This window comes from Priestia flexa (assembly GCF_021441905.1).
GTDB classification, from domain to species: Bacteria; Bacillota; Bacilli; order Bacillales; family Bacillaceae_H; genus Priestia; species Priestia flexa.
Map to the genome: position 1 here is coordinate 20,955 of NZ_CP090431.1, position 12,449 is coordinate 33,403.

At 39.3% G+C, this 12,449-nt stretch carries 12 protein-coding genes; 10 read left to right on the top strand and 2 right to left on the bottom strand.

Translation table 11 applies throughout. The features are described 5' to 3' along the window. Window positions 1-5: 5 nt before the first annotated feature. Window positions 6-2,012, top strand: a complete 2,007-nt coding sequence (ligA, locus tag LZP85_RS00105; RefSeq protein WP_226639385.1) for an NAD-dependent DNA ligase LigA — start codon at window positions 6-8, stop codon at window positions 2,010-2,012. Between the two features lie 13 nt (window positions 2,013-2,025). Beyond that, complete coding sequence (locus tag LZP85_RS00110; RefSeq protein ID WP_206782806.1) at window positions 2,026-3,216, top strand: CamS family sex pheromone protein; 1,191 nt, start codon at window positions 2,026-2,028, stop codon at window positions 3,214-3,216. A gap of 29 nt (window positions 3,217-3,245) precedes the next feature. Here the strand turns inward: LZP85_RS00110 and LZP85_RS00115 are convergent, their stop codons facing one another. Beyond that, the gene (locus tag LZP85_RS00115; RefSeq protein WP_025910463.1) at window positions 3,246-3,737 is read right to left on the bottom strand and encodes a DUF3920 family protein; all 492 of its coding nucleotides are present in this window, start codon (window positions 3,735-3,737) and stop codon (window positions 3,246-3,248) included. A 319-nt stretch (window positions 3,738-4,056) separates the two neighbouring features. Here LZP85_RS00115 and gatC point away from each other — a divergent pair, with 319 nt between their 5' ends. From gatC to rlmD, 5 genes are all read left to right on the top strand, one after another. Then, the gene (gene gatC, locus LZP85_RS00120; protein WP_094911260.1) at window positions 4,057-4,347 is read left to right on the top strand and encodes an Asp-tRNA(Asn)/Glu-tRNA(Gln) amidotransferase subunit GatC; all 291 of its coding nucleotides are present in this window, start codon (window positions 4,057-4,059) and stop codon (window positions 4,345-4,347) included. A gap of 16 nt (window positions 4,348-4,363) precedes the next feature. After that, window positions 4,364-5,821, top strand: coding sequence for an Asp-tRNA(Asn)/Glu-tRNA(Gln) amidotransferase subunit GatA (gatA, locus tag LZP85_RS00125; protein ID WP_025910461.1), 1,458 nt, complete (start codon window positions 4,364-4,366; stop codon window positions 5,819-5,821). A 14-nt stretch (window positions 5,822-5,835) separates the two neighbouring features. Next, window positions 5,836-7,266 (top strand): Asp-tRNA(Asn)/Glu-tRNA(Gln) amidotransferase subunit GatB, encoded by a 1,431-nt coding sequence (gatB, locus tag LZP85_RS00130; protein WP_094911262.1) that lies wholly within the window; start codon window positions 5,836-5,838, stop codon window positions 7,264-7,266. A gap of 169 nt (window positions 7,267-7,435) precedes the next feature. Next, window positions 7,436-8,368, top strand: a complete 933-nt coding sequence (locus LZP85_RS00135; RefSeq protein ID WP_025910459.1) for a diacylglycerol kinase — start codon at window positions 7,436-7,438, stop codon at window positions 8,366-8,368. A gap of 94 nt (window positions 8,369-8,462) precedes the next feature. Then, on the top strand, window positions 8,463-9,845 hold the full coding sequence (rlmD, locus tag LZP85_RS00140) for a 23S rRNA (uracil(1939)-C(5))-methyltransferase RlmD (protein ID WP_206782807.1): 1,383 nt from the start codon (window positions 8,463-8,465) through the stop codon (window positions 9,843-9,845). Window positions 9,846-9,889: 44 nt separating this feature from the next. Here the strand turns inward: rlmD and LZP85_RS00145 are convergent, their stop codons facing one another. Continuing rightward, window positions 9,890-10,507: a TetR/AcrR family transcriptional regulator gene (locus LZP85_RS00145; RefSeq protein ID WP_025907616.1), complete on the bottom strand. Its 618-nt coding sequence runs from the start codon at window positions 10,505-10,507 to the stop codon at window positions 9,890-9,892. A 149-nt stretch (window positions 10,508-10,656) separates the two neighbouring features. Here LZP85_RS00145 and LZP85_RS00150 point away from each other — a divergent pair, with 149 nt between their 5' ends. The 3 genes from LZP85_RS00150 to LZP85_RS00160 all read left to right on the top strand — a co-directional run bounded on the left by LZP85_RS00150 (window position 10,657) and on the right by LZP85_RS00160 (window position 12,318). Further along, the gene (locus tag LZP85_RS00150; RefSeq protein ID WP_206833774.1) at window positions 10,657-11,391 is read left to right on the top strand and encodes an alpha/beta family hydrolase; all 735 of its coding nucleotides are present in this window, start codon (window positions 10,657-10,659) and stop codon (window positions 11,389-11,391) included. 24 nt (window positions 11,392-11,415) lie between these two features. After that, window positions 11,416-11,559, top strand: coding sequence for a hypothetical protein (locus LZP85_RS00155; RefSeq protein WP_165932521.1), 144 nt, complete (start codon window positions 11,416-11,418; stop codon window positions 11,557-11,559). 78 nt (window positions 11,560-11,637) lie between these two features. Further along, window positions 11,638-12,318 (top strand): hypothetical protein, encoded by a 681-nt coding sequence (locus LZP85_RS00160; protein ID WP_226639388.1) that lies wholly within the window; start codon window positions 11,638-11,640, stop codon window positions 12,316-12,318. The last annotated feature ends 131 nt before the right edge of the window (window positions 12,319-12,449 follow it).

Sequence of the window (12,449 nt, forward strand, 5' to 3'; positions counted from 1 at the left end):
AGGATATGGATCTTGAAACGAGCAAACAAAGAATTCAAGAGTTGCATGAGCTTTTAAATCGCTATAACTATGAGTATCATGTATTAGATCAGCCAACAGTTCCGGATGCGGAATACGACCGCTTAATGAACGAGCTGATTAAAATAGAAGAAGCATTTCCAGAGTTGAAAACGCAAGATTCTCCTACTCAGCGCGTTGGCGGCCAGGTGCTTGATGCCTTTCAAAAGGTTGAGCACCGCACGCCGATGCTCAGCTTAGGCAATGCGTTTGATGAGCAGGATTTGCGTGATTTTGATCGTCGTATTCGCCAAGCCGTAGGAGATGATTTTTCCTATGTATGCGAGTTGAAAATCGATGGCTTAGCAATCTCTTTACTTTACGAGGATGGCTACCTAGTACGTGGAGCTACGCGTGGAGACGGAACGATTGGTGAAGACATCACCGAGAATCTGAAAACAATTCGTTCAATTCCTCTTCGTGTAAAAGACCCGGTGACAATGGAAGTGCGCGGAGAAGCATTCATGCCGAGAAAGTCATTTGAAAAATTAAATGAAGCTAAGATTCAAAATGAAGAGCTTCCGTTTGCAAACCCTCGTAATGCCGCTGCTGGTTCACTGCGTCAGTTAGATCCTAAAATTGCAGCAAAGCGAAATCTTGATATTTTTGTGTATGCAATGACGGATGCGGGTGAGCAGGAAGTAGAAGCTCATAGTGAAAGCTTAGACCTTTTAGACCATCTTGGTTTTAAAACAAATAAAGAGCGTCAAAAATGTGCTACCATTGAAGAAGTTCTTGCTTACATTGAAAACTGGCAGGAAAAACGCCCATCTCTTGCTTATGATATCGATGGGATTGTTATTAAAGTCGATGCGTTTGAGCAACAGATTGAGCTTGGTACAACGGCAAAAAGTCCGCGTTGGGCAATCGCTTATAAGTTTCCTGCAGAAGAAGTTGTAACAACTCTAAAAGATATCGAGCTCACGGTTGGACGTACAGGTGTTATTACGCCGACGGCCATTTTAGAACCTGTGCAGGTTGCCGGTACGACCGTGCAGCGCGCATCTTTACACAATGAAGACTTGATTCGTGAAAAAGACATTCGCATCGGCGACCAAGTAGTTATTAAAAAAGCCGGTGATATTATTCCAGAAGTTGTGAATGTCATTACTGAAAAGCGAACAGGCAACGAGCAAGAATTTACGATGCCAACTCACTGCCCGGAATGTGAGAGTGAGCTTGTTCGCTTGGAAGGAGAAGTAGCGCTTCGCTGTATTAATCCAAGCTGCCCAGCTCAAATTCGTGAAGGGCTCATTCACTTTGTGTCTCGCAATGCAATGAATATTGATGGTCTTGGTGAGAAAGTGATTACTCAACTCTTTAAAGTAGAGTTAATCAAAGACGTAGCGGATCTTTACGAACTAACAAAAGAGCAGCTAATTGAGCTTGAGCGAATGGGTGAGAAATCAGCGGATAATCTGTTAAAAGCCATTGAAGCTTCTAAAGAGAATTCTCTTGAAAGGTTGCTATTTGGTCTAGGCATTCGTCACGTTGGTGCCAAAGCAGCAAAAACCCTAGCACAACAATTTGATACGATGGACAAGTTGCAAAAAGCAACGTATGATGAGTTAGTGACAATTAATGAGATCGGTGACAAGATGGCCGATGCAATCGTTACATACTTTTCACAAGAAGAAGTGCAAGAGCTGTTGAGCGAGCTTCAAGAAGCCGGCGTTAACATGACGTATAAAGGTCCAAAACCAGTCAATGTAGAAGAGTCTGATTCTGTTTTTGCTGGTAAAACGATTGTTTTAACTGGTAAATTAGAAGAGTTAGGTAGAAGTGAAGCAAAGGCGGAGATTGAAGCTTTAGGCGGAAAAGTAACAGGTAGTGTAAGTAAGAAAACAGACCTTGTCATTGCGGGGGAAGACGCAGGTTCTAAACTTGCTAAAGCAAATGAGCTTGGCATTGAAGTGTGGGACGAAGCGAGGTTACTTATTGAATTAAACAAATAAGAGGTGTGTATAGTTGAAAAAGATATTTTTACTGTCTCTTATGGTCATGCTTATAACCTCAGCATGTACACCTAATTTTTCGAAAGAGGAAGAGATTGTTCAACAAACAGATGATAAAAATGAAAAAGCTGTTATCCCAAAATACAGCATTTCAGATGAGTATTACCGAACAATTCTTCCTTATAAACCGGGAGTAGCGAGAGGCCTTGTAGCAGCGAATATGAATAATCGCCTTGATATTCAAGAGTTTGAAACAGGATTAATGCGTCTAGCGCAAGATGATTTTTCACCTGACAAATATGTGTTCCAAGAAGGGCAATATCTAGACAAAGAGACGATTCGTTCATGGTTAAGCCGTAAGAAAACAGACGCGCAGTTTAAAGAACTAAAGGATAAGACAAAGGAAAATGATCGTGATTCATTAAAGAATGAAGGTCTCAATCCAGCCGATACGGGTGATGGAGACTTAAAAGCACGAAATGAAAGAAGCCCCATGTATTTGGCTCACATTACGGAGCAAAACTACTTAGTTCAAGACGGTGACGATAAAGTTGCGCTTGGCGGGGTAGTTATTGGTCTGGCAATGAACTCTGTCCACTACTATACGCAAGAAGATGGATACGCTCGTGAAGTTAAGCTGGATGATAAAGAAATTGAAGAGCGAGGCAAAGAGATAGCAAATACCATCGTGGATCGTATGCGTAAAAAGAAGGGACTAGAACAAGTGCCAATCACGGTGGCAATCTTTAAGCAAAATCCAAAATCTTCTTTAACACCTGGGAACTTCATTAGCGTTGGCCAAGCTGGCAAAGGACGTAACTCAGTGAACGGCTGGGATAAAGTTGATGAAAAGTATTACCTATTCCCGTCATCTGCTGCCGATAAAGACTATCGCGATGATGCAATGAAGTTTAATGAATTCAAAGCACAAATTGAAGATTACTTCCCGAACTTTACAAGTGTAGTAGGGAAAGGTCATTATATCGATGGTCAGATGCAGAGAATGTCCATTGAAATCCCAATTCAATTTTACGGAAAAGGTGAAATTGTTGGGTTTACTCAGTATGTTGCTGGATTAATGCTTGATCATTTCCCAGACTATATGGAAACAAGCATTTCCATTACGTCTGTAAACGGTCCGGAAGCACTGATTATCCGTAAGCCTGATCAAGAAACGCCAACCGTGCATATTTACGAAAACTAAGTTAAAAGCCGCTCACCTGAGCGGCTTTTTCATTGTGAGAAAAAAGGTGTGTCCTGGTGAGATTTCATGAATTTTTGCAGGTGACTCTTAGCATATTGAAATGCATCCTTTTCAGTTTTTCGCTCTTCATATGGCAACTTTTTATCAAATTCAAACTGCTTTTTAAAAAAAGGAATATCTTCTTGCATCACATGACGCAATTCATGAAAGATTATTTCAATCAAAGGTAAGTACTCCTCAAAATTAAATATAAAAATGATGCCAACTTCCCTCCAATAAACGGCGGATGCATATTGAAGGAATTCTGCCTCTTCTTCTCCAAGTTCAGAAACAATCTTATTGGCTTCACAAGAGTCACAAAACACAACTGGGGTTGTGAACTTTCGGTTAAGACATGAGAATACTTCTTTTTGCAGGCTGTGCAAGTCAAATGAAAATTCTTCATCTAGCACAAACCAGTTTTGACACTCTTGGTAGACAGGACGCTTATGAATAGTCGAGTAAATGAGTAATGGATTCATGGTATGTTCACACTCCTTACTAGCGGTCATATTCATTTTCGACCTTTTTATTTACCCCTATACTTCTGATTAAGAAACTTATGAAGAGGTTATTAATATATATGTCAACGAGCTATTCATTTAGAAGAAAAGGAATAAAAACTCTAAATAAGTCCAGGAGAAAAATCCCTTTTCTAGAGGAATATAGAGTGTAACCCCTATCATTTTAAAAGGAAGATTTTATATTTATGGAACTGCTCTCAGAAATGTTGCTTGATGCTAGTGAAGTTTGGTATTATCAGTATATTGTAGTGGGACGAATATTCGGAGGTGAACGAACATGTCAAGAATTTCTGTTGAACAAGTAAAACATGTTGCACATTTAGCTAGATTAGCTGTAACAGATGAAGAAGCAGCTCTATTTACGAAGCAATTAGATGCAATCATTACATACGCTGAGCAGTTAGATGAATTGGATACTACAAACGTAAAACCAACTTCACACGTACTAGACGTGAAAAACGTAATGCGTGAGGACAAGCCAGCAAAAGGATTACCTGTTGAAGATGTAACGAAAAACGCGCCAGATCATAAAGATGGATACGTCCGCGTACCAACTATTTTAGAATAAGAAAGGAGGCTTTACGATGTCATTATTTGATCGTAAACTTTCAGAATTACATAAGCTTCTTCATAGCAAAGAAGTAAGTGTACAAGACCTAGTAGAAGAATCGTATAAGCGTATTAACGCAGTAGATGATAAAGTGGGTGCTTTCCTAGCACTAAACGAGGATAACGCTCGTGCTTACGCAAAACAACTAGACGAAGCGCTACAAACGAAAGATGAGTTTGGTTTGTTATTTGGTATGCCTATCGGTGTGAAAGATAACATCGTAACAAAAGACTTACGCACAACGTGCTCCAGTAAAATTCTAGCAAACTTTGATCCAATCTATGACGCAACAGTTGTTCAAAAGCTACAATCAGCTGAAGCAGTAACGATTGGTAAATTAAATATGGATGAGTTCGCAATGGGTTCTTCAACTGAAAACTCTGGCCTACAATTAACTCGTAACCCGTGGAATTTAGATTATGTACCGGGTGGATCTAGCGGTGGTTCAGCAGCAGCTGTTGCAGCTGGCGAAGTACCATTCTCACTAGGTTCTGATACGGGTGGTTCAATCCGTCAACCAGCGGCTTATTGCGGTGTGGTTGGATTAAAACCTACATACGGACGCGTGTCTCGTTACGGTCTTGTTGCATTTGCATCTTCTTTAGATCAAATCGGACCAATCACAAACTCAGTTGAAGATAATGCATATTTACTTCAAGCGATTTCAGGCGTTGACCCAATGGATTCAACTTCTGCAAATGTAGATGTTCCAGACTATGTATCTGCTTTAACTGGCGATATTAAAGGCCTTAAAATTGCTGTACCAAAAGAATATCTAGGTGAAGGTGTTGGAGAAGAAGCTCGTCAATCTGTACTGGATGCATTAAAAGTATTAGAAAGCCTTGGCGCAACTTGGGAAGAGGTTTCATTACCACACTCTAAGTATGCCTTAGCAACATACTACTTACTGTCTTCTTCAGAAGCTTCTGCAAACTTATCTCGCTTTGACGGTGTACGTTATGGATACCGCACAGATAATGCTGAAAACTTACTTGAAATGTACAAGCAAACGCGTAGCGAAGGCTTTGGTAACGAAGTGAAGCGCCGTATCATGCTTGGTACATTTGCGTTAAGCTCAGGTTATTATGATGCTTATTATAAAAAAGCACAGCAAGTACGTACGCTTATTAAGGAAGATTTCGAATCTGTATTTGAAAACTATGACGTTATCATTGGTCCTACAACGCCAACACCAGCGTTCAAAATTGGTGAAAAGACAGATGATCCGTTAACAATGTATGCAAATGATATTTTAACAATTCCAGTAAACCTTGCAGGCGTACCAGGTATCTCTGTGCCTTGTGGCCTTGCGAACGGATTACCATTAGGATTGCAAATTATCGGTAAGCATTTTGATGAAAGCACAATTTATCGCGTCGCTCATGCATTCGAACAAGCAACTGAGCATCATAAAGCGAAACCAGCACTGTAAGGGGTGAGAAGAAGATGAACTTTGAAACGATTATCGGTCTTGAAGTACACGTTGAGCTTAAGACACAATCTAAAATTTTCTCAGCAAGTCCAAACGCGTTCGGAGCAGCGCCAAATGCGAACACAAGCGTTATCGACTTGGGATATCCTGGCGTACTGCCAGTTCTAAATAAAGAAGCGGTTAACTTCGCGATGAAAGCAGCTCTTGCATTAAACTGTGAAATCGCAACAGATACAAAGTTTGACCGTAAAAACTATTTCTATCCGGATAACCCAAAAGCTTATCAAATCTCTCAATTTGATAAACCAATTGGTGAAAACGGTTGGATTGAAGTTGAAGTAAACGGTGAAACAAAGCGTATTCGTATTAACCGACTTCACTTAGAAGAAGATGCGGGTAAATTAACACATACAGGTGATGGTTACTCTCTAGTAGACTTTAACCGTCAAGGTACGCCTTTAATTGAAATCGTATCAGAAGCAGATATGCGTTCTCCGGAAGAAGCTTACGCATACTTAGAAAAATTAAAATCTATCATCCAATACACAGGCGTATCTGATTGTAAGATGGAGGAAGGTTCACTTCGCTGTGATGCCAATATTTCTCTACGTCCAGTTGGACAAGAGAAGTTCGGTACAAAAACAGAGTTAAAGAACTTAAACTCTTTCAACTTCGTACGTCGAGGTCTTGAGCATGAAGAAAAGCGCCAAGAGAAAGTATTATTAGCTGGTGGAATCATTGAGCAAGAAACACGCCGCTTTGATGAATCAACAGGCGAAACACTCTTAATGCGTGTAAAAGAAGGATCGGATGATTACCGTTACTTCCCAGAGCCAGACCTTGTAGCACTTCATATTGATGATGAGTGGAAAGAGCGCATCCGTGCGTCAATTCCAGAGCTTCCAGATGCTCGTAAGAAACGTTATGTTGAAGAACTTGGGTTACCTGCTTATGATGCAATGGTATTAACGCTAACAAAAGAAATGTCTGATTTCTTTGAAGCAACGATTGAAGCTGGCGGAGACGCGAAGTTATCTTCTAACTGGTTAATGGGTGAAGTATCAGCATACTTAAACTCAAACCAAAAAGAGTTAGCTGATGTAGCATTAACTCCAGAAGGTTTAGCTGGCATGATTAAGTTAATTCAAGAAGGCACAATTTCATCTAAGATTGCGAAAAAAGTCTTCAAAGAGTTAATTGAAAATGGTGGAAGCGCAGAAAAAATCGTAAAAGAAAAAGGCCTTGTGCAAATTTCTGACGATGCAACGCTACGCAAGTTCGTAACGGATGCGTTAGATGCAAATCCTCAATCAATTGAAGATTTCAAAAATGGTAAAGACCGTGCAATTGGATTCTTAGTAGGGCAAATTATGAAAGCGTCAAAAGGTCAAGCCAACCCTCCAATGGTTAACAAAATTTTATTAGAAGAAATTAAAAAGCGCTAATTAGCGACCGTTAATTTCTTTACATCATGTGATGACTGCCCCCTCGTAAAATTGTAGCTGCTATTTTAAGAGGGGGTCTTATTTTGGAATAGAGATTATGCAGATGTATATAATGTAGATATTGAATTGGTTTGGATTTTGATAAATTATCATTATTAGGATGATGAAAATGAAAAGAGCGAGAATCATTTATAACCCGACATCGGGGCGTGAAATTTTTAAAAAGAATTTACCAGAGGTACTTCAAAAGCTAGAGCAAGCTGGTTATGAGACGTCTTGTCATGCAACTACCTGTGCTGGTGATGCGACAGAAGCTGCTAAGGTAGCAGTGGAGCGCAAATTTGATATCGTCATTGCTGCTGGCGGTGATGGAACGATTAATGAAGTTATTAACGGCATTGCTGGACAAGACTATCGACCTCAGCTAGGGATTATTCCAGTAGGAACAACCAATGACTTTGCTCGTGCAATTAACGTTCCTCGTACGATTGAAGGAGCGGTTGATGTTATCATTAACGGTGTACCAAAAGCGATTGATCTAGGTGCAGTTACCAACGAAGGACAGACGCATCACTTTGTAAATATTGCAGGCGGTGGCCGCTTAACAGAGCTTACGTATGAAGTTCCGAGTAAGTTAAAAACAATGCTGGGTCAGCTTGCTTACTACTTAAAAGGAATGGAAATGCTGCCTTCAATTAAGCCAACCACGGTTGAAATTGAGTATGATGGCAAGTTTTTTAGCGGAGATATTATGATGTTTCTAGTATCTTTAACAAATTCGGTTGGAGGCTTTGAGAAGCTAGCGCCAGATTCCTCTTTAGATGATGGAATGTTTGATTTAATTATTTTGAAAAAAGCTAACTTAGCTGAGTTTATTCGTATTGCTACATTAGCGCTACGCGGAGAGCACATCAATGACCCCCATATTATTTATACAAAAGCAAATCGCGTTAAGATTCATACAAACGATAAGATGCAGCTGAACCTTGATGGGGAATACGGTGGATTATTGCCTGGGGAATTTGTCAATTTATATCGACATGTAGAAGTTTTTGTCCCAAAAGAGACAGCGAAATTAATGGAGAAAAATGAGATCGCCTAACTGCGATCTTTTTTTATGGAAACGACTTTTGTGTAAAGGGAATCGATGTGGTACAATCAGTTCAGCATTTTTAAATACAAAGGATGTACGATAAATGGAAAAGTTAACACCACCAGTTGAAAAAAATGATTATATAGATGTTACGTTTGAAGATTTAACACATGACGGTTCAGGCGTAGCCAAAGTAAACGGCTTTCCAATCTTTGTTCAGAACGCACTGCCTGGCGAAAGCGGCCAAGTGAAAGTAATAAAAGTAAAAAAAGGCTATGCGTTTGGAAAACTTATGAATCACAGTACGGTGAGCGAAGCTCGCGTAGAACCTCCCTGTCCTGTGTATAAGCAGTGCGGAGGCTGTCAGCTTCAGCACGTAAGTTACGAAGGCCAGCTTTCGTTTAAGCAAAAGCAGGTCCAAGGGGTAATGGAAAGAATTGGCCACCTGCCAAACGTGCCGGTGCTACCAACAATGGGTATGACAGATCCTTGGCGCTACCGTAATAAAGCGCAGGTTCCTGTTGCAAATCGAGACGGTGGCTTAGTGGCTGGCTTCTATCAGCAGCGCAGCCATGACATCATTGATATGGACATGTGCCTAATTCAACAGCAAGAAAACGATGATGTTGTTCAAGTTGTTAAAAGCATTCTTGAAAAGTACAATGTTCCCGCTTATCATGAGCAAAAACACAAAGGAACCATTCGCCACATCATGGCTCGCTACGGCTTAACGACGGGAGAAATTATGGTTGTGCTTGTTACTCGCACAAGCGAGCTTCCAAACAAAAAGCACATCATTGAAGAAATCGTTAAAGCCGTGCCGAATGTGAAATCAATCGTTCAAAACGTCAATACAAAGCGCACAAACGTTATTCTGGGTGATCAAACAAACGTACTTTGGGGCGAAGAATATATTTATGACTATATCGGTGACGTTAAGTTCGCTATTTCAGCCAAGTCATTTTATCAGGTAAACCCAGAGCAAACGAAAGTACTTTATGACAAAGCACTTGAGTATGCGGACTTAACAGGTGAAGAAACGGTGATTGATGCATATTGCGGAATTGGGACAATCTCTCTGTTTTTAGCGCAAAAAGCCAAGAAGGTATACGGAGTAGAAATCGTTCCCGAAGCGATTGAAGACGCTAAGCGCAACGCTAAGCTAAACAACATTGATAACGCTGAGTTTGAAGTGGGAGAAGCTGAAGTTGTCATTCCTAACTGGTACAAGCAAGGCATCAAAGCGGATGTAATCGTCGTTGATCCGCCGAGAAAAGGCTGTGACGAAGCACTATTAAAAACAATTCTTAAAATGAAGCCAAAGAAAGTCGTCTACGTATCATGTGGCCCGGCAACCTTGGCGCGTGACCTCAAGATTCTTGAAGAAGGCGGCTATCAAACGGTGGAAGTGCAGCCTGTTGATATGTTCCCTCATACGACACATGTGGAATCAGTAGCAAAGCTTATTTTAAAAGAAGACAACTAACCTTATAAGGTTAGTTGTCTTTTTTATTAAAAAGGATAGTGCCTTCACTTTGGACTAATCCCTTCCCAAAAAAGATCCACTAAAGACTGAGCGGTTTTTTCGGGTCCTCCTAGTTCATTGATTAATTCTTTTTTATTTCGAATCATAGTGACTGTTGAAAATGCATGGGTAAGGAGAAGAGGGTTCCTCTGAACGATATCACCGTCTTCCATTGCTTGTTTGAAAATATTTTCCAGTGCTTGATGCACGGCTTTTTCTGACCCGCGAATTTTCTTTATATGATCTTCTGTAAGTGAAGAAGTAGCTTCGGTTAATAGTGTTTCAAAGTCGATGTGTGGTCTTTGAAGATGGTCTAACGTGACTTCATATAATCGCGTTTTTAATCCTTTGGAACTTTGTAACAGCCGCTCTGTTTGTATGGTAATACGCTCAAACATACTTGATACAGATACCGTGAACAAGTTTGCTTTATTTTTAAAGTAATAATAAACACTAGCTTTTGTTACGTCGCTTGCTTCTGCGACTTGTTCCATTGAGACACTTTCATATCCATATGTCATAAACAGATGAGCTGAAGTTTTCAAAATTTGCTCCCTCGTTACATTCTTTTCAATTGTTATTTTGGGTCTTCCAGGCTTTTTCTTCGGTATGTTATCACTCATAGGGAGCCTCCTAGTTCAAAAAATAGACATATTAATTCAGTTGATTAATTAACCTTTCAGTATATATAATTATTTAAAGGGTCTATCATCATTTTAATGGATTTGACCAAATCAAACAAATGTAATTCAGAAGAAAAGAGGACTTGTGGATGAAGAAAAAAATAAGTTACCTTTTGGCTAGTATTGTCACTCTACTAGTATTGGGTTTTCTAGGCTTTTTTATATGGTCACAGCAAACATATGAACCATCTGAAAAGCTTTATACGCTCATAGATAAAAAAGAAATTAAGCAAGAAGAAGATTGGGTTATCTTTAATCCTAAAGAGAATAACCAAATCGGGATCGTGTTGTATCCAGGTGCAAAAGTAGAACCTGAAGCTTACAGTTACTACGGTAAACAATTAGCAGACGAAGGTTATCTGGTTGCAATACCCAATGTAAACCTTAACTTTGCCTTGTTTGACTCAAATAAAGCGCAAGAGGTAATGGATAGTTATTCATCAGTAAACAAGTGGATCGTAGGTGGACATTCTTTAGGTGGCGTTGCGGCATCTAAATTTGCTCATTCTCATCCAAAAGAAGTGGTTGGTTTGTTTTTCTTAGGTTCTTATCCGGATGAAGCATCTGATTTTTCAAACACTAACCTTCCTATTTTGTCTATATATGGTGAAAAAGACGGCCTATCTACAAAAGATAAGATTCAAGACACGCAGCAGCTTCTTTCCAAGAATGCAACAATGCATGAAATAAAAGGTGGAAATCATGCTCAATTTGGAGTTTATGGACCGCAAAAAGGAGATATGAAAGCATCTATCCCCGTTAAAAAGCAGCAGGATGAAATGGCACAGACTACACTAACATGGATAAAAGAAAACAAATACTAAGCATTTCTTTGGAGAGTGAGTCGAATGAATTCAATTGATATGATCATTAAAGCATTAAAAAAGCAAAATATTAGGGTTGAAAAAGTACGAGTAAAAAAGGATGACCGTGCCGAGTGGTCACTTTCACAGGCATTAGAAAAGCCAAACATTGTAATCAAGCAAAATTAAAAGAAATGATTAGAAATTCGAACAAACCGTGATAGCCACTATGTTTGAAAGAATTGTTTTTTATCAAAAGGAGCAAAAATGATTGATACCATTCTCTATCTACTATTTACTATTTTCTACGTAGCATTGTTTCTATTCAGTATTAAATTAATTAAGAAAAAAGCATTATCGTTTTATATGCTTTCCTTTCCTTTAGTAATCATAGGCTTAATCTATGATAATTTAATTATCTTTATAGGTTCATTTATTGGCGAGGGGAATACACTCTTTGCTCTTAGCTTGCTCCGCTTTTGGCTCCATGCTTTGTTTACGCCAACACTTATTCTGTTTGGATATGGGGTCGCAAAACATGCCAATATTAGCTGGGCTAATAAGCCAATTGTTAAGGTGTTGTTTCTGATAAGCACAGCAATCCTTATTAGTTATGAAGTAGTAAAGACAATTAGTCATGATGTGGCAGCTATAAGTGAGTATGGCATTATTCGCTATGGAATTATAGGAACATCTGGTCCACCTATTATGGTAATAGTTGTAGCGCTTATCTTACTTTTTATCGGTATCTCAATCTTCAAGCACATGAATTGGAGCATCATGATGATTGGCGTAGCAGTGATGATTGTAGGAAGCGCAATTCCTTTTTCTCTTCCAAGTACAGCTGTGATAAACCTGTTTGAAGTTATATTTATGTTATCCTTAGCTTTGACTCATCGTCACTTAGTAAAGGTGTATCAGTATAGATATGTTGCTCAGGCTGGCTAAACTAGAGTTCAAAGTACACAAAAAGCTCAAATCCAAACGGAATTGAGCTTTTTTATCTTCTCAAAACTGCTTTCTACATAAAAAGATGGTAAATTGTTTAATCATTTAAATATAATAAAACTATACGAGCT

Excerpts from the sequence above, each read along its gene's own strand:
- ligA (WP_226639385.1), top strand. The coding sequence starts at position 6 with ATGGATCTTGAAACGAGCAAACAAAGAATTCAAGAGTTGCATGAGCTT.
- LZP85_RS00115 (WP_025910463.1), bottom strand. The coding sequence starts at position 3,737 with ATGAATCCATTACTCATTTACTCGACTATTCATAAGCGTCCTGTCTAC.
- gatC (WP_094911260.1), top strand. The coding sequence starts at position 4,057 with ATGTCAAGAATTTCTGTTGAACAAGTAAAACATGTTGCACATTTAGCT.
- gatA (WP_025910461.1), top strand. The coding sequence starts at position 4,364 with ATGTCATTATTTGATCGTAAACTTTCAGAATTACATAAGCTTCTTCAT.
- gatB (WP_094911262.1), top strand. The coding sequence starts at position 5,836 with ATGAACTTTGAAACGATTATCGGTCTTGAAGTACACGTTGAGCTTAAG.
- LZP85_RS00135 (WP_025910459.1), top strand. The coding sequence starts at position 7,436 with ATGAAAAGAGCGAGAATCATTTATAACCCGACATCGGGGCGTGAAATT.
- rlmD (WP_206782807.1), top strand. The coding sequence starts at position 8,463 with ATGGAAAAGTTAACACCACCAGTTGAAAAAAATGATTATATAGATGTT.
- LZP85_RS00145 (WP_025907616.1), bottom strand. The coding sequence starts at position 10,507 with ATGAGTGATAACATACCGAAGAAAAAGCCTGGAAGACCCAAAATAACA.
- LZP85_RS00150 (WP_206833774.1), top strand. The coding sequence starts at position 10,657 with ATGAAGAAAAAAATAAGTTACCTTTTGGCTAGTATTGTCACTCTACTA.
- LZP85_RS00155 (WP_165932521.1), top strand. The coding sequence starts at position 11,416 with ATGAATTCAATTGATATGATCATTAAAGCATTAAAAAAGCAAAATATT.
- LZP85_RS00160 (WP_226639388.1), top strand. The coding sequence starts at position 11,638 with ATGATTGATACCATTCTCTATCTACTATTTACTATTTTCTACGTAGCA.